Source organism: Limnoraphis robusta BA-68 BA1, assembly GCF_034932365.1.
In the GTDB taxonomy this organism is placed as follows: Bacteria; Cyanobacteriota; Cyanobacteriia; order Cyanobacteriales; family Microcoleaceae; genus Capilliphycus; species Capilliphycus robustus.
The window spans coordinates 94,058-111,139 of sequence record NZ_JAYGHR010000065.1; the positions used below are offsets into that span (position 1 = coordinate 94,058).

The 17,082-nt window shown below is 42.3% G+C and carries 18 protein-coding genes; 10 read left to right on the plus strand and 8 right to left on the minus strand.

Annotation, left to right across the window (positions count from 1 at the left end; translation table 11 throughout):
• Positions 1 to 218 precede the first annotated feature (218 nt).
• The 4 genes from VB836_RS16900 (at position 219) to VB836_RS16915 (ending at position 3,512) form a co-directional block, all read left to right on the plus strand.
• A complete protein-coding gene (locus tag VB836_RS16900; protein ID WP_046278981.1) occupies positions 219 to 1,136 on the plus strand; it encodes an energy-coupling factor transporter transmembrane component T family protein in 918 nt (305 codons plus the stop codon).
• Between the two features lie 576 nt (positions 1,137 to 1,712).
• Entirely contained in the window at positions 1,713 to 1,982 is a 270-nt protein-coding gene (gene pipX / locus VB836_RS16905) for a transcriptional coactivator PipX (RefSeq protein ID WP_046278979.1), read from the plus strand.
• A gap of 123 nt (positions 1,983 to 2,105) precedes the next feature.
• A complete protein-coding gene (locus VB836_RS16910; RefSeq protein ID WP_323220886.1) occupies positions 2,106 to 2,777 on the plus strand; it encodes a YggS family pyridoxal phosphate-dependent enzyme in 672 nt (223 codons plus the stop codon).
• 123 nt (positions 2,778 to 2,900) lie between these two features.
• A complete protein-coding gene (locus tag VB836_RS16915) occupies positions 2,901 to 3,512 on the plus strand; it encodes a cell division protein SepF (protein ID WP_046278977.1) in 612 nt (203 codons plus the stop codon).
• A gap of 125 nt (positions 3,513 to 3,637) precedes the next feature.
• On the opposite strand, the gene VB836_RS16920 is transcribed toward VB836_RS16915, so the two are convergent.
• The gene (locus tag VB836_RS16920; RefSeq protein WP_323220888.1) at positions 3,638 to 4,780 is read right to left on the minus strand and encodes an RNA-guided endonuclease InsQ/TnpB family protein; all 1,143 of its coding nucleotides are present in this window, start codon (positions 4,778 to 4,780) and stop codon (positions 3,638 to 3,640) included.
• A gap of 108 nt (positions 4,781 to 4,888) precedes the next feature.
• On the opposite strand from VB836_RS16920, the gene proC reads away from it, so the two are divergent.
• Together proC and dcm are read left to right on the plus strand one after the other, a co-directional pair.
• Positions 4,889 to 5,716, plus strand: a complete 828-nt coding sequence (gene proC, locus VB836_RS16925; RefSeq protein ID WP_323220890.1) for a pyrroline-5-carboxylate reductase — start codon at positions 4,889 to 4,891, stop codon at positions 5,714 to 5,716.
• Between the two features lie 474 nt (positions 5,717 to 6,190).
• Complete coding sequence (dcm, locus tag VB836_RS16930; RefSeq protein ID WP_323220892.1) at positions 6,191 to 7,111, plus strand: DNA (cytosine-5-)-methyltransferase; 921 nt, start codon at positions 6,191 to 6,193, stop codon at positions 7,109 to 7,111.
• A gap of 70 nt (positions 7,112 to 7,181) precedes the next feature.
• Here dcm and plsY read toward each other — a convergent pair whose 3' ends face one another.
• From plsY to VB836_RS16950, 4 genes are all read right to left on the minus strand, one after another.
• A complete protein-coding gene (plsY, locus tag VB836_RS16935; protein WP_323220894.1) occupies positions 7,182 to 7,859 on the minus strand; it encodes a glycerol-3-phosphate 1-O-acyltransferase PlsY in 678 nt (225 codons plus the stop codon).
• 77 nt (positions 7,860 to 7,936) lie between these two features.
• Positions 7,937 to 9,037, minus strand: a complete 1,101-nt coding sequence (locus tag VB836_RS16940) for a DUF3086 domain-containing protein (protein ID WP_323220895.1) — start codon at positions 9,035 to 9,037, stop codon at positions 7,937 to 7,939.
• A 227-nt stretch (positions 9,038 to 9,264) separates the two neighbouring features.
• Entirely contained in the window at positions 9,265 to 9,681 is a 417-nt protein-coding gene (locus VB836_RS16945) for a DUF3119 family protein (RefSeq protein ID WP_046277746.1), read from the minus strand.
• 121 nt (positions 9,682 to 9,802) lie between these two features.
• Positions 9,803 to 10,582 carry an MlaE family lipid ABC transporter permease subunit gene (locus VB836_RS16950; RefSeq protein WP_323220897.1) on the minus strand — a complete coding sequence of 260 codons (780 nt, stop codon included), beginning with the start codon at positions 10,580 to 10,582 and terminating at the stop codon, positions 9,803 to 9,805.
• 206 nt (positions 10,583 to 10,788) lie between these two features.
• Between VB836_RS16950 and VB836_RS16955 the strand changes: the two genes are divergently transcribed.
• The 3 genes from VB836_RS16955 (at position 10,789) to VB836_RS16965 (ending at position 12,521) form a co-directional block, all read left to right on the plus strand.
• Positions 10,789 to 11,076, plus strand: a complete 288-nt coding sequence (locus VB836_RS16955) for a hypothetical protein (protein ID WP_323220899.1) — start codon at positions 10,789 to 10,791, stop codon at positions 11,074 to 11,076.
• A gap of 229 nt (positions 11,077 to 11,305) precedes the next feature.
• Complete coding sequence (locus VB836_RS16960) at positions 11,306 to 11,707, plus strand: fasciclin domain-containing protein (protein ID WP_046277749.1); 402 nt, start codon at positions 11,306 to 11,308, stop codon at positions 11,705 to 11,707.
• Positions 11,708 to 11,903: 196 nt separating this feature from the next.
• Positions 11,904 to 12,521 carry a Uma2 family endonuclease gene (locus VB836_RS16965; RefSeq protein ID WP_323220901.1) on the plus strand — a complete coding sequence of 206 codons (618 nt, stop codon included), beginning with the start codon at positions 11,904 to 11,906 and terminating at the stop codon, positions 12,519 to 12,521.
• Here the strand turns inward: VB836_RS16965 and VB836_RS16970 are convergent.
• Positions 12,506 to 12,850: a WD40 repeat domain-containing protein gene (locus tag VB836_RS16970; protein ID WP_323220903.1), complete on the minus strand. Its 345-nt coding sequence runs from the start codon at positions 12,848 to 12,850 to the stop codon at positions 12,506 to 12,508. The two genes, VB836_RS16965 and VB836_RS16970, sit on opposite strands and share 16 nt — an antisense overlap.
• Before the next feature lie 46 nt (positions 12,851 to 12,896).
• On the opposite strand from VB836_RS16970, the gene VB836_RS16975 reads away from it, so the two are divergent.
• Complete coding sequence (locus VB836_RS16975) at positions 12,897 to 13,916, plus strand: hypothetical protein (protein WP_152964776.1); 1,020 nt, start codon at positions 12,897 to 12,899, stop codon at positions 13,914 to 13,916.
• Between the two features lie 256 nt (positions 13,917 to 14,172).
• Here the strand turns inward: VB836_RS16975 and VB836_RS16980 are convergent, their stop codons facing one another.
• Positions 14,173 to 15,480, minus strand: coding sequence for a CO2 hydration protein (locus tag VB836_RS16980; RefSeq protein WP_407659689.1), 1,308 nt, complete (start codon positions 15,478 to 15,480; stop codon positions 14,173 to 14,175).
• 36 nt (positions 15,481 to 15,516) lie between these two features.
• The gene (locus tag VB836_RS16985) at positions 15,517 to 17,016 is read right to left on the minus strand and encodes an NADH-quinone oxidoreductase subunit M (RefSeq protein WP_046277752.1); all 1,500 of its coding nucleotides are present in this window, start codon (positions 17,014 to 17,016) and stop codon (positions 15,517 to 15,519) included.
• Positions 17,017 to 17,082: the final 66 nt, after the last annotated feature.

Sequence of the window (17,082 nt, forward strand, 5' to 3'; positions counted from 1 at the left end):
TTGTAGGGGCAATTGATGAATTACCCGTACCAGTTCTTTTCCTTGTCCGGCAGTCGTAACCTATTCTTTGTTCACTGTTCACTGTAGCCTATTGACTACAACCTCTTTACTGGTCACTGATAACTCTCTTACGAACTTCGCTCTCGGCGGAAACCGCCGGGCCGCGAGTTCGCGCTGTTCACTGATAACTGTCCCCTGTTCCCTGCTGGATTGAAATCATGGATTTATTGCGATCGCTGCCGATCGGTTTATATTTAGAAGAACCAATCACCTGGCTACATCGACTGGATGCGCGAGTCAAACTAGCCTGGTTGATGAGTTTTTTGTTAGCGCCGTTGTTAGCTAACGCCATTTGGCGACTCGCGTTGGTGGGGTTACTGATTATTATTACTCTTGGTGCGAGAATTCCTTTGCGAGTCTGGAAACGACAAATGGGCTGGCTGCTGATGTTTTGTAGTTTGCTGTTTGTCGTCAGTTGTATAATGCCCGATGGAATTATCGCCGAACATCAACCCCGTCTCCCCTCTGATGAGATTAGCTTTGCACTCCCTCAACCCCCAGAACAGATCACTACACCTTTACCCCAACCCACTTCTTATCGCTATGTGTTAGTCGAGCAAGGGCCATTAAAAATTACTCGCTACTCGGTTGATTTAGGAATTCGCGTCAGTACATTACTGTTTACACTGGTCTACAGCACCAACTTATATTTGCTGACAACAGCTTCCGAAGAAATCGCCACCGCCATTCAAAATGTGATGGAACCCTTGCGACGATTTAACTTACCCGTCACCGAAATCGCCTTAACGTTGACGCTTTCCCTGCGGTTTTTTCCCTTAGTTTTAGAAGAAATTCAAAATTTAGTCCGCTCTGTGCGAACCCGAGCGATTAACTGGAAAAAACTCGGATTTCGCCGAGCCACTCAAGTTTGGTTGATGATTGCGGAACGCTTGTTAGAAAATTTATTACTACGAGCCGAACAGATGGCGAGTGCGATGACGGTGAGGGGTTTCACCACTCCTAATCAACATCATGTCAAATGGTATCAACTGCAAATCCGATGGGTTGATCGGTTCGCACTGGCTGCTTTAACTGTATTCTGGACGCTGCGGTTTATTTTGGGAGCGCAAGCTTAAGACGATTTCGGAAAAATTTCAGTCAAACCGATTGAAGATTAGTAAATTTTCCAGTACACTTTAACTTTTCAGCCAATTTCAACATTGATCAGTGACCCCGACCCTTCTATAATTGTAAATCTCAGATAGCTCTATCCTAGAGACTACCTCGGACTGGTTTTCTGAGTATCCTCAAAGCACTGGGGATGAGGGGGATGTTTTACAGAATCTATAAAGGTAAAGTTTACATTAACAGCAAACCCATAAGCGATGATGCAATTTATAATGATTCGAGCCTGGTCTGATCCCAAATTTTAAGTTCTCAAGTCCTGCTATCAAGGATCTGAGAATCCGCTCAGTTGAACCTCAGAAACTCACTCTAGTAACCCTAGAAAACAGTCAAAAACAACAGAGATCATCTTACAGGAGAAAGAATTTATTGGAGGGGAGGATGTCAACAACCTTGTTCAGTATCCTGTCTAGATATCTGGATCTTTATGACTGCCAATAGATGGTAGAGTTAGATTTCATAACTTGCTCAATCTGACTGCTATCGACTGTTTTAGAGAGCTACTTATTTGCTAAATTTTAGGCTGAATGACAACTGAAACTTACATGAATCACCCCAACTTTGGCTTACTGTTTAGAGTATGTCAAGTTGAGGATAATCAAGAACTGTTTACCACGCTGTACGCCCAACGACTGTTTTTTTTAGTCACTCACGGGCCAAGCGGTTTGAAATTTGAACCCGTTAGCCGTTCAGACGCCCGACTGGTTGTAGAAATCCGTCTGAGAATGTTGCGCCGAACAGGCCAGGTTGAAGAACATAAAAATCTACAAGTCATTCATCAACGCACATTTCAATAACTTTGGGGTGTTTATTGTTTGTGGTTTCACGAGAGAATAAGAAAGGGAAAAGAAGACAGAGAGAACCCAGGTTTTCCTGACATCCGACTTTCCCTCCCTTCTCGAACCACGCATCACGAAATTATGACCCATTCCATCGCCGAACGTATTGCTGAAATTCGCTCCCAAGTCCCCGATTCTGTGCGAATCGTTGCTGTCACCAAAACAGTATCGGCTGATGTGATTCGTATCGCCTACGCAGCCGGAATCCGGGATTTTGGCGAAAATCGCATTCAAGAGGCGATGGAAAAACAAGAGCAACTGCAAGATTTGTCCGATATCACCTGGCATTTAATTGGTCATATCCAAACCAACAAAGCGATAAAAGCTGTGCAGCACTTTCAATGGATTCACTCCGTTGATAGCCTCAAACTCGCTCAACGCCTAGACAGACTCGCTGAAGAATCGGGTTGTCAGCCTCAAGTCTGCCTACAAGTTAAGATTTTAAGCGATCCCAATAAATATGGTTGGAGTGTTTCTCAACTTTTAGACGACTTAGCGGAACTTAATCAATGCCAGCACATTCAAATTCAAGGTCTAATGACTATTCCCCCATTAGGATTAAATGATTCGGAAACGTTGAATGTCTTTCAGCAAACGGCAGAGTTGGCCCAAAAAATTCAGCAGCAAGGATGGTCAAATTTAGACCTAAAACATCTGTCAATGGGAATGTCTGGGGATTATACTTTAGCTATACAAGCAGGTGCAACAATGATTCGGCCTGGACAAATTCTCTTTGGTGCGCGTACAACCTAAACAAGATAGTATATTTTCTGGTAAAGCTATCGAGTTCGAGAAAAACTGACTATAGTCAATCCCTGCTAGCTCCCCTAAAATGGGTGTCTAGTCGGGAGAAAGAGTCGTTATGGAGAAGAAACCGTGAACTCTATTTTTGGTAAGCTACGGGATTTTGTAGGACTCAATGACTCTGTTGAGTACGATTATGAATACGATGAAATGGAGGGGGATCAATATCAAAATGTTTATCAGCCTCCCCAAGAACTCGCTTCCCCTGCACCCGTAGAGGAAGAACGTCGGAGCGTCCGTCGCCCTAGAGAACGGACAGTTGGGGCTACTAACCCTACAGCAAGTACGGTAACATCAGAAGGATTGGGGTCAACCATGAACAATGTGATCGGTATGCCAGGAGCGTTAAACGGAATTTCAGAAGTCGTGGTCATGGAACCTCGTACTTTTGAAGAAATGCCTGCGGCTATTAGAGCGCTCAAAGAAAGAAAGTCTGTCGTTCTCAATCTCACCATGATGGACCCAGACCAAGCCCAAAGAGCAGTAGACTTCGTAGCTGGAGGAACCTACGCCCTTGATGGTCATCAAGAACGAATTGGTGAAAGCATTTTCCTGTTTACGCCCAGTTGTGTTCAAGTTAGAACTCAGTCAGGCGTGATGAACGAAATGCCCAGCCAAGGACGCACTCGCATTCCTTCCCCGATGACTTCGATGTGGCAATCCGAGAAACAAGCGGTGCAGTAGTAGCGTTATCCAAGTCAGAGATCAGAAATCAGACTTTACAATTGCTGACCACTGACTCTGACATTTTACACTCAACAAGTAAACTACCCATCGCCAACGCAAAGCTTTTGGCAGAGGCTCTATCCCTAACCCACCCCATCAGGAAACAACAAAAGTTGCCCCTCTAATTGACAAGAATAGGTCGAGATTTCAGACTGGTTTACAACAGCCCCTAACTGAGCAATATTCAACGCTCCATTAACGTCAGCGTCATGTTCAAAACCGCAAAAACCACACTTAAACACTTTTCCCTGACGGTAAGACTTTCCCGGTTCGGGGTGGATGTGGTGGCATATCGAACAGGTCTGAGATGTGTACCTTGGAGCAACCAAAATCACGTCAACTCCGGCAATACAAGCTTTGTACTCGGTAAACAAGCGCAACTGATAAAAAGCCCATCGGTTGATTTCGGTGAGGGTTTTCTTTCTAACTTTTGTTCTCAGCCGAATGCCCGACAAATCTTCAAAAGCAATTGCAGAATTAAGCTGTTGAGCAACTTCAACAAGCTGTTTGCTGATGTTGTGATTGACCCATTTTTGAAACCTCGATTCCTTCCCAGAGAGCCTCCTGAGCAGGCGTTTACTGCTTTTGGTGCGTTTGGATTGTATCGAGGCGCGAACGCGAACAAACCTACTTCGGGTTTCCCTCAACTGCGTTCCATCCCAGGATTTTCCGGTGGAAGTAGTTGCAATATCTCTCAGTCCCAAATCTACCCCCAAAACCTTCGGCGTTTTATTTTTGGGTTGAGTGGGAACTTCTACAACGATATTGATGTAATAGTTGCCATTTCTGCTCTTAGAAAGAGTGGCACTTGTGGGAGATTGACCCCGAAGCAAAGCGATTTGATATCCACCAATTTTCAGGCTAAAATTAACCCGTCCAGACTTCAGCGTTACTCCAACTTTTTGCGAGGATTCAATATATTTAAACGTCCGAGCGTCAAGGTTGATGCTGGTGGGTCGAAACTTGTGAATTTGTTTGGTGGCTTTGCGCTGATTAATCACCCTTCTGATTGCCTGACAGACGTGATTGGCTTTCAGTCCCGTCGCCTCTCTGACTGGCTTGTAAACCAGATGGTGCAGTTTGGTGGTGTTCCAACAGTTGTTTTCTTTTGCTACTTGGAATATGCGGTTGCAGGCATCGGAAAATCCCACCAGAGTTTCGTTGACCCGCTCGGTAAAGTCTGGTGGGGCTATCAGCTTGCATTTAACCGTAATTACTTGTGTCATGGCTCTATTATACTCATCTGAGTGTAGCAGAGTTGTAAATTTTAGTGGAGCGGCATTCCTCCTATCGCGAACGTAAACTTATGGCGGGGGTCTCCTGCCGATTTAAAGATGACAGGATTCAAATTCGGTTTAATTGGTGGCGGGGTGATGGGAGAAGCGCTTCTCTCCCGTTTAATTGCTCAGAATATCTATCACCCAACAGATGTAATCGTTAGCGAACCCCAGGAGCCGCGTAGAGCGGTTCTTCAGCAACAGTATGGGGTAGAGGTCACAGAGGATAATAGCCAAGCCGCACAGGTCACAGAGGTGCTGATGTTGGCGGTTAAACCTCAAATCTTAGACACTGTAATTTCAGATTTAGCAGCCCTCAGTTTAGGAGATTCTCCGAACCCTGAATCTGAGGTGACGATTATTTCGATTTTAGCAGGAGTACCGTTAAGTAAGTTAGAAGCGGCTTTCATTCATCGTCCCGTGATTCGGGTGATGCCCAATACTCCCGCTACAGTCGGCGCTGGAATTAGTGCGATCGCTCCCGGTAAAGCTGTTCAACCCCATCATCTCAAACTGGCTGAACAAATTCTAGCAGCAGTTGGGGACGTTGTGGAAGTACCAGAATATTTGATGGATGCGGTAACAGGGTTATCCGGTTCTGGGCCTGCTTATGTTGCCCTGATGGTTGAGGCTCTAAGCGATGGCGGTGTAGCAGCAGGACTCCCGAGAGCGATCGCTTCAAAACTGGCTTTACAGACCGTTCTAGGCACCGCAGAATTATTAAAACAGACAGGTATGCACCCCGCAGAATTGAAAGATCGCGTCACCAGTCCAGGCGGAACTACAATAGCAGGCGTCGGCAAACTCGAACAGGCGGCTTTTCGTTCCGCATTAATAGAAGCAGTAAAAGCGGCTTGTGAACGTTCAAAACAGTTAGGAAAGTAACAGAAAAAGGAGAAAAAAACACCAAGACACAAAGAAATCAAATCTTCGTGACTTTGTGCCTTTGTGGTAATTTTAGGAGGATAAACCACCAAGACACTAAGACACTAAGCAAGCATCTCTTTCTGCCTTTGTGGTAATTTTAGGAGGATAAACCACTATAGCGGTGTGCGCTCGTATGAGGTACAAACCAGAAACCCGGTTTCTAGCAGAAACCGGGTTTCTACCCAATCGGTGCTGTACCTCACAGAACTGAAAACTGCTATAAGACACTAAGACACTAAGAAATCAAATATTTTGGCTTTTGTGATCATTTGTAGGAGGATAAACCACCAAGACACTAAGAAATCAAATCTTCGTGACTTTGTGCCTTTGTGGTAATTTGTCGGAGGATAAACCACTAAGACACTAAGACACTAAGAAATAAAATCTTTTGGCTTTTGTGGTAATTTTCGCGATCGCTTTAAAAACTGATGAATGAGTAATAGATTAACAAAATACAATTTCACGTTTATTGATTTATTTGCGGGAATTGGGGGAATTCGTATTCCTTTTGAGGAACTGGGGGGAAAATGTGTGTTTTCTTCTGAATGGAATGAAGCCGCCCAAAAAACCTATCAAGCAAATTTTGGTGAATGTCCTTTAGGTGATATTACCACCATTGATCCTTGTTTGATTCCTCAACATGATATTTTATTGGCGGGGTTTCCCTGTCAAGCGTTTAGTATTATTGGCAAAATGGCAGGGTTTAATGAAGCCAGAGGAACGTTATTTTATAATATTGAGATGATTTTAAGAGAACATCTTCCTCAAGCGTTTTTATTGGAAAATGTCAAACAGCTTAGAACTCACGACAAGGGAAAAACGTTTAAAGTTATTACCGAACTCCTGCAAAATCTAGGTTATCACATTTATACAGAAGTTCTCAATGCGCTAGATTTTGGTTTACCGCAAAAGCGAGAACGAACTTATATTGTTGGATTTTTAGATAACATCAATTTTGACTTTCCCAAACCCGTAAAAAAAAGAATGAGTTTATCCGATATATTAGAACCCGATGAAAAAGTTGATCAAAGTTTGTTTGCTTCTGAGTTTATCCAACAAAAGAGAATTAACAAATTGAAAGTTAAGCCCTTTTATCCATCAATTTGGCATGAAAATAAATCGGGAAATATTTCTGTGCTTCCCTATTCCTGCGCTTTGAGAAGTGGGGCTTCTTATAACTATCTTTTAGTGAATGGAATTCGACGTCTATCGTCACGGGAACTTTTACGTTTGCAAGGCTTTCCAGAATCGTTTAAAATCGTTGTATCTCACGCTGAAATCAGAAAACAAACGGGTAATAGTGTTCCGGTTCCAGTCGTTAGAGCGATCGCCAAACAGATGTTAAAAGCCTGAAAGAAACAACAAAAAGCCCATCTTTGTGTCTTTGTATCTTTGTGGTTTTTCTTCTTTATCGTCAATGAATTTATTGCTGTTCTGTCGATAAAGTTTGACCAATGCGGGGTTCGGTTCCTTTTAATAACCGTTCAATATTCGTTCGATGACGCCAGATGACGTAAATTCCGCCAACAATCGCAAAAATTTGATAAGGTAAAGGTTGATTTGTAATCACCATTAAACTGGCAATTCCTATCGCTCCTGCAATAGAACTCAGAGAAACAATGCGAGAAATTGCTAGAAATAAGCCAAAAATCCCCAAGGTGGCTAAACCCAATTGCCAATTTAAAGCGAGTAAAATCCCTAAACTGGTTGCCACCGCTTTTCCGCCTTGAAAGCCAATCCAAACGGGTTTAGTATGACCTAAAAGAGCCATTAAACCCGCTCCTGTTGCTATCCAATATAAGAACAGATTAACATCTTGAATATTCGCAGAAGCAGCAATTTGAGGGGTAATTTCTAAAGCATAAACAAAGAAAACCAATGCGATCGCCAAAACCCCTTTAAGGACATCAACCAACAACACAAACGACGCCGGAGACTTGCCACAACTTCTTAAAACATTCGTCGCACCCGTTGAACCCGAACCCACAGATCGCAAATCAATTCCATAGAATGTTCTAGCCACTAGATAGCCAGTGGGAATAGAACCTAACAAATAACCCGCTACTAACAACCCAAAATTTAATCCAGTCCACTCAAGCATCTTTCTCTACCCAATGCGCCATACTCACTTTTAAACAATAATGCAAAATCAGCCCGCCCCTACAAAACTGTTCCCTGTTAAAGTTCACGGTAAAGGGGTTGCTGTTGTTGAGATTGAGGTTCGGGTGCAAAGGCTAACCAGAGGGGATATTGCAGCAACGACAGACTAATTTTTTCTTCGCTATCATCCACCACAATAAACGGCAGTTTTCCATCTTGAACAAGTCTATCTGCTTTAATTGCCACAATATTGGCATCTTCAAACAAAGCAATACCCCGCTCCGGGCTAAAATCGCGTCGATCGAGGCCTAGACAGTCCTGTAAGCCACGCCGCCACTCGCCCAGACGTTCGGGGCTATTTGCTAAAATTAAAGTGCGTAGACGGCGATCATAGAGGGTTCTGAGAACAGAAGTAATCGCCGAGGCGATCAAAATATTTTGTAACCGACTTCCCATCGTGCGTAATGCACCCCGTCCCCCTTGGTTAAAGAACCAAGTCGAAACTCGTTTAGCGTGGATGGGTTCAAAGGTGCGTCGCAACTGCCAGGGCGGGCCATAATAGTCTGGCATGGTGCGATATTGATCAAGAATGCGGCGAATTTGTTGGGATTGTTCCTGAAATCCTTGTTCAGCAAACTGAGGCGTTAAACTCCGCTCGGGTTCGATCTCTCGTTTGGGAAGGGGGCGATCGCTTTCAATGGGTGATTCTGGATATTGGGGGATCAGTTCCAACTGTTCGGCGGTACTGACTAAATCCTGCAAACTTCCGACGAGATAATCTTTGAACCCCTGAACCCGAATAGCTAAATCCTGAGAAACTCCTGCAAAACTGGTTCGCATTTCATTTTGAATGCGTTCTCGACGGCGTTCAAGCTTTTCGACTTCAATTTGTAGAGTTTGGCGGCGTTGTTCGAGTTGGCTTAACGTTTCAGAGACTAAATTCCCCATTGTCTCTGTCAAAGCCATCTGTTCATGCTGCATTTTGGCTTTAGCAGCTTGTAAATCAGCGATTTCCTTTCTGAGTTGCTGAATTTGGTCTTTTAAAATCGTCGCGGTTTGGAAGTCTGTCGCAGCTTGCGTAGACACGAACAATTCGTCCGATACAGGGTTTTCATCCGGTTCGGATACTTCTTTTGAGCGATCGTTTTGCTCTTGATTTTGAGGTTCGTCTAAATTCATGGAATCAACAGAGGTTCAATTCGGGTCAGACGAGTTCGACAACATACACTGAAACTGAAGCCAGGGATGCCCAAACGCGATTTGATAGAGGGGGGTTGTCTTTATATTATGCTCAACAACTGTCGAACTGATAAAAAGTTTCCCATCAAAGTTAATTTTAACAACAGGATGGGATTTACAGTTATCAGTTGTAGGAGTAATTGATCAATTACCCCTACCAGCCACTCCTAACTTCTAAGTCCTACGCCTGGGGATTTGATATTACCACACTTAGTTTCTAAACAGCCTTTTAGGGTTTTGGGATCAAAAATAATCGGCAGAAAGTGAATGCTGTTCACTTCTTTGAAGTAAAACAAGATCGGTACACCGGGCCAGAAAATTTCCCAGTTGATCCAATCTGCGTAGGGAAAATGTCGAAGTAATTTACCCGAACGGGAGACATCGAGTGCTGTTTCGGTAAACTGGAGACGAATGGTTGTCGTCTGTACCAGTAGAAACAGTCCCAGTAAGGCAATAATCAATCCTAGTGCTTTCTGAACGAAAATTAACGGTATTCCCGTCAACAGCAGTACAGCCGGGATGATAAAATTGGGCCTCAGTTCAACACTTGAGGGAATGGTTGTCGTTGATGGAGTTGTGGTCATCGTTCATGCTCCAATGCGTCAGGTGTGCGTCATGTAAACAAATGTTACCAAAATAGGGGTAAGGCGAAACTCCGTAAAAAGGAAGGGATTTACAGTTGGTTCCCTGTAACCTGTTCCCTAACTACAGTACGGAATTTCCGACTCCCTGAAACATCAACCAAGACAGGAAGAAGTCAAGGATAAAGATCGAAAGTAAAGCCGTCACAACCGCCGTTGTTGTTGATTGTCCAACACCTTTGGCGCCGCCTGTTGTTGTCAGTCCCCAATTCGTCCCAATCACTGCAATGACTCCCCCAAACACCGCCGCTTTGATTTCACCACTGATTAAATCCCAAAGGGTGAGAAAATTATTCACAGAGTCTAGAAACAAATTCGGAGGAATGTTATATAAGTTACTAGAAATTAGTAAGCCACCTGCTAAACCTGTAATTAGACAAATTATATTGAGTAAAGGTAACATCAAACAACAAGCAATCACACGGGGGATCACCAAATAATCAACGGGATCAGTTTTTAATACATAAAGCGCATCAATTTGTTCCGTAACTTGCATCGTTCCAATCTCTGCCGCAAATGCAGAACCCACTCGTCCAGCAATAATCACAGAAGTTAAAACCGGACTCAATTCTCGTGCTAGAGAAAGAGCAAGAACACCCCCCACTAAATTTCCTGCACCCAATGTGATAAACTCACGGGAAACTTGAATAGTAAACACCATTCCGACGAAACCTGCCGTGATTAAGGCAATTAGCAAGGACTCCGGCCCGACAGTTGCCATTTGTTCTAAAGTGTTACGACGATGAATTTTACCCTGAAATAAATGAACAATCACCTGTCCGCCCAAAAATAAAGCAGCAATGAAGCGGCGCGTCCAAAGTCCGAGGCTGGAATTAATTTGCATCTGGCTTAAATGAATCCTAACGGTAAAATGACAAAGAAACATAACAACTATCTACAAATCTTAACCAAGATTTTTGAACATTAATTTAAGTTTTCTGACAGAGTGGAACGAAACGAGAAATTACCTTTATCTTAGAAGTTATATCGTCTAGATTAACTTGCCTCTCTTGTGGCGGTAAGCGAATTCAATTCTCAATTCTTCTAACTATGGGTATATTTCCTGATTTTCTGCGTTCTGTATTACTGACGATGACACTGAGCTTTTTTACTCCCATTCTGGTGATCAGTTTAGGATTAACTAGCTCGGTGATTATCGGTTGTCTTCCCTATCTCGAAACTATCGGTCAATTTTCCAGTAGGCAAATTTTACAATTTCTGGCAACCTTTGGCAGTGGACACCCCTTACAAGGCAGTATGATCATTGCTATAACCTGTAGTCTCGTTGGTGCTTTATTTGATACCTATGCCTCCTATCAAAGTCCTCGAAGTCAGTAAAATGACTCAATCAAACTGTTCTCATTACACTTAGCCTCCATCGGGAGGCTTTCGCTTAATGCTACAGAAAAGACAAGCAAATTGTTCACCTATTACCTCTGTTTAAATTGAAATTTCATCAAGTTCAAGCTGTGAACTTCAAAAATATCTCGTCGTTTTGAGGAAACAATCATGTTAAACTAGAGCCACACAATAGGATTCCCAAGAACAATCGAGTTAAATAAAATCAATGGCTGATATTGTTGATATTGCAGTTGGTGCAGGCTCATTTACTACGCTGGTACAAGCGGTTCAAGCCGCAGGTTTAGTGGAAACCCTCAAAAGTCCTGGCCCTTTTACCGTTTTTGCTCCCAATGATGATGCGTTTGCGAAACTTCCTCCCGGAACGATACAAACTTTAGTTCAAAATATCCCTCAACTGACTCGGATTTTAACTTATCACGTTGTTTCCGGTAAGCTAATGAAAGCGGATTTAGAACAACTTCAAACCCTCACTTCTATTGAAGGTTCTCCTCTTCCCCTGATATTTACTGAAGGATTTGAAGTCAAAAATGCCACCGTCGTCGCTGCTGATATTGAAGCCGATAACGGTGTAATTCATGTAATTGATACGGTACTTTTAATGGGTTAAAGTTTCAATAAATTTAGGGGTTCTATCAAGTCCAGTTCAATACTCATCATCAAAAACAGGCTGTTTGTAGCTTTTTGTAGGTTGGGTTAAAGAAACCCAACCGCGTGATTATTCTTGAGTTGCGACTCACGCTTAACCCAACCTACAAGTTGATACAATTCTTTCAATAACAGTCTCTATCACAGAAAATGATGCCATGATTCAATCAAAACCCCAATTCCTCAGCTTTGATGAATTCATCGCTTGGTATCCCGAGAATTCAGAACACCGCTACGAACTGCACAACGGGGTTATTATTGAGATGCCGAAACCCAGAGGTAAACATTCGGAAATTGCTGGATTTCTCAGTTTGGAATTAGGTCTTCAGTGTCGTAACCGCCAATTGCCTTACTTAATTCCTAAAGAATGCGTTGTTAAACCCTTGCGTGAGGAGTCTGGATACGAACCAGACGTTATTATCCTCGATCGCCTTTCTGTTGTCAACGAACCCCGTTGGGAGACTGGATCTATCATTACAATGGGTTCATCCATTCGTTTAATTGTTGAGGTTGTCAGTAGCAATTGGCGGGATGACTACGCTTTAAAAGCAAGTGATTATGAAGAAATGGGAATTGCAGAATATTGGATTGTAGATTATCTCGGTTTGGGAGGTAAGCGGTTTATTGGCAACCCTAAACAACCAACAATTTCGGTTTATCATTTAGTTGATGGCGAATACCAAGTTAATCAATTTCGAGGGAATAATCCTATTGAATCAGTCGCTTTTCCCGAACTTAATCTAACAGCAGAAAAAATATTTCAAGGTATTCGTTGAAGTGGCGAAAGAAAAAGAATCCCCCTAAATCCCCCTTGAAAGAATCCCCCTAAATCCCCCAATAATGGGGGACTTTGAGAAATGGGGGACTTTAACATTCCGGTTCCCCCCAGAATTGGTAGGGGGGATTCACTCTCTATCCCCTCTAAACGCAAAATATGTAACCTTCCTGAAAGTTCACCCGCTACAATTGTCCTCCCATCCGGTGCAACAGTACAGCAGAATAAATCACTCTCGCCAGTAAAACTGACAATTTCTTCCCCGGTTTGGAGATTCCAAACTTTCAGCGTATTGTCATCTGAAGCGGAAATCACCCAACCCTTTGACATGGCTTTTATGATATACTCATCATTATTAACTTATAAGGTAAAAAATATGGATCTACGACCTGGCCAACATCTAAATCTAAGGTATAAAAATCGCCAGTTTGAAGCTATCATTATTAATCCTCACGCTTTTGGCAAGAATAAACCCAGTATAGGTTTGAATTTCGGAATGTCAGAAAAGTACGCTGGCATTACTTATGATAAATTAGCAAAGTGGACACGTCAGACCCGAGATAAAAACCCTGATGACTTTAACACTATTGATATAGTTCACTATTTTGAATTGCCCTCGAATAAGAAGCGATTTGCAGTTTATCACTTGCCATTTGATGAAGACTATAACAAACGAGGTTATGGTAATCTTACAAACTCCTATCATAAAGTCATAGAGGTATCCGAGTTCTTTGATTTTACTCTTGAACTTCTTACAGAAAGGGGTTTACCTCGAGGAACTCAAGAGAAGATTAAAGATTTTGTTAAATGGTTTGCCACCGAAGGTTTTTATGCTCAGGCATACACTGTTATTCAAGGAGTTTACACAAAAGCTGATAGTGAGGCACTACATCAATGGTTAGAGGCACGTTTGAGGAATAAGCATGAAAGGTTGCCTTATGCTCGGTTTATTGCCGAGCTTCGAGAGTCACCTGCCTACTGGACTGACTATACTTACATAAAACTATTCGGTAAACTTGCTTCTGAAATGCGTTTAGAGTGGCAAACAATAGATGGCACTCCACGCATTGCTCGTAATCATATTCCTGAAGCTTTAGGGCTTGAAGCTGTCGGTTATGTTGAGCGTATGACAACTGAGCTTTATACAGGTGATTTGCAAGAAGCACATGATATTTCTATCAACGCTGCCAAACGCAAATTCAAGTTGCCTGAGCCAGAAGATGTAAATGTTGAGAGGTTGTTTGAATCAAAAACTAGAAAACTTAACCCCCAACAAATCCAACAAATTACAAATGATTATGCAAGAGGCATATCTGCAAGAGAACTTGCCGAGCGTTTTGAGGTAACAGTACCAGCAATTAATTATCACTGTAAAAATATGAAGCGAACAATCTAACATTAATACTAAGCCCTGCTGCGTGTAGGGTGGGTGACAACCGATCAATTAACGTTAAAATTCTTAAGTTTTTTCCGTCACCCACCCTACTGTATTTAACAGCCAAATCCATTTTTTTAATGATTCACTTCCACTTCTGCTTCGGCTGAGGTATGTCCTAACCCATTCCTATTTACTCCCCATAATAGTATAAAAACTAAAAAACCCGGTTTCTGTGAGAAACCGGGTTTTTTGAATCAAACCGGGTTTAAACACTCTAACGATAATTTTGAGTTTGGATATTTCTCAAACGCGCTTCAGGACGTTTAAACCGATCTAATTGCATCTCAAAAAAGTCGCGATTTGCTTGTAAATGTCGAGGATTCGGATCATCTAAAGGATACAATAACGCCGTCCGTAACGCTTGAATTACCGCAGAGGTTACGCAATACATTGAACGTTGGAAACTATTGGCAAGCTGAATCAACATATCATCTTCACCCCGACAATGTTTTTGGTAATATTCCACCAAATAAGGCGGTAAGAAATGAAACATATCTTGCATTAACAAAGTCGGCGGAATTCCCGCAGTTCCCACCGGGAAAATATCAGCGTATAAAATGCCATAATGGAAGTCTTTTTGATCTTGGGGAACTTCTTGGGCTTGGGCGTTGTAAGACTTCGTTCCTCGGAAGGGTGCAGTCCGATAAAATACCGCTTCAACATAGGGAAGTGCAGCCTCATATAACCACATAAATCCCTTCGACTTGGGAATAATTTCGTAACATTCCCCATCGATATAAACATGATGATAAATGGGGCGTCCTGCGATGGCAAAAATTCCATTGACCAAGAAGTTCATCGCTTCGGGAACTGTGGTAATTTTTCCCTCATCATACAAATCGCTCATTTCAAAGAAAACAGGCGCCATTACTTCCCAGAATAGCCCCAAATTACTGTAATAGGAAAGTTGGCGAACTTGTTCAAGAAACAGATCGGGAAATAGCTTATATAAGCCTAACATCACCGGATTGTTTTTAAAGTAAGCTTTAATCGCTCTATCTGCATTAGCCTTGTATTCATCCGTATCGAGATAAGGATCAAATCTTCCGCCCATTTCTCGATGCCAAAACATCGCCCGCATACAAGCTTCGGCAAACTCCATGTTAATCCTATCATGCCACAAATGATGCAGTAATTTCGGGATTTTTGACGTTTCTCCTTTTTCAATAAACGCCAATAATTCCGGGTGTACTGTTGCTTCTCCTCGCCAAATTCTTAAATCTGCATCATCGCCTGCATAATGATTAGGCAAGTCTAAATACTCTTGAGGAAGGAAGTATTTAAAAAAGGGTAAAGGGTCTAAAAATACCCGTTCAGCGATATACAGCAAATCCCGCCAATAAAAATCCATTGGCACGGCATAAGCTTTATAAATCCCGATAATTTGCATTAAATTCTCAGGCGTATCGGGAAGCATCGCCCCTCCCGCTTCTAAACGATGAATAATCTCAGAAAATTCGTGAGTTGAAGGGGGTAGTTTTGCAGGTTTAGTTTGAGTTTTCATTTCAGTTGTGATTGTCATAATTTTTTAAAATCTGAAGTTAAACGGGTAGAAAAATTAAGGCTGTAAGTTAATTGAAACTTGAGTCGGGGCGTTATTTTTTAACACAACAACTATGGCTTCAGCCGTCGGTTCACTCCAACGTAATAACCAACTCGGTTGTACGCCCAAGAAGAAAATCAAAACCGCTAAAATTAAAGCGGGTGCTTGTTCTGAAAATTGAACTTTGGGATAATAAGCTAACTCATTATTCAGTTTACCAAAACAAGTTCGGTTGAGCAGAATCACGAAATAAACGGCTGTTAAACCGGAGGCGATAATACAGAGTAAACTTTGGATGGGGAAAACCGGAAAGGTGCCTTGAAAGACCAAAAATTCAGCCACAAAACCCACTAATCCCGGAATTCCAGCACTCGCCATTCCCGACATAATTAACAACCCACTCACAAGCGGTAAACCGCGAATGGGGTTCATCAAACCGTTGAGAATTTGTAAGTCACGAGTTCCGGCTTTAGCTTCTACAACTCCCACTAAATGAAACAGAATCGCGAGAATTAAACCATGAGCAAACATTTGAGAAATTGCCCCAATTAAACTAATAGAAGTTCCGGCGGCGGCTGCTACCATAATATAGCCCATGTGACCAATTGAGCTATAGGCAACCATGCGTTTAATATCCTGTTGAGCGATAGCGGTTAACGCCCCATACATGACACTAAAAACGCCAATAATTGAGAGTCCGGGTGCGATTAATTGCCACGTTTCAGGAAACAGTTGCAAGCCAAAACGAATTAAACCATAGGCTCCTAATTTAGCTAGAATTCCTCCCAATAAAATAGTGACAGGAGCGGAAGATTCAACGTAAGCATCGGGGAGCCAAGTATGGAGGGGAACTATGGGAATTTTGATGCCAAACCCAATCAGTAAAACACTTAATAAAATTAGTTGAGTCGTTTGAGATAAGGTTTGAGTATTGATAGTGTTGTAATCAAAATTTGTTGAACCACTCAACCAAGTGATGCCTAAGAATCCTGCTAATATTAGGATTCCTGACAAAGCGGTATAAATCAAGAATTTGGTTGCTGCATAACCCCGTTTTTCGCTTCCCCAAATCGCAATTAATAGATAAAGGGGAATCAGTTCTAACTCGTAAAAGAGAACAAACAACAACAAGTTTTGCGCGAGAAATGCGCCTGCAATTCCAGCATTTACTAGCAAAATCATCGAATAATACAGGCGTGGGCGTTCCAGTTCGGGGCGAGTGCTAGCAATGGCAATAATCGTCAAAATGGCATTTAATCCCATCAACGGTAACGATAAACCATCCACTCCTAAACTGTAGGATAAACCCAATTGAGGAATCCAAGAAAGGTATTCATAAAATTGAAAAGTGGGGTCAGTTAAATCAAAATCTATTGCTAGTTTAATCGTGAAAGTGAAAATAGCGATCGCAATAATTAACGCAACAGAACGAACTTGACGGCTGATTAAATTTGCGGGTAGTATCCCCACAATCATCGCCCCAATCACCGGAATTAAAATGAATAAACTGAGCATAGGTTGTTTATTAAAGGCTGTGTATGTGATCAAAAAAAGAGGATTTGGGGCCAAATTAATTTAAGC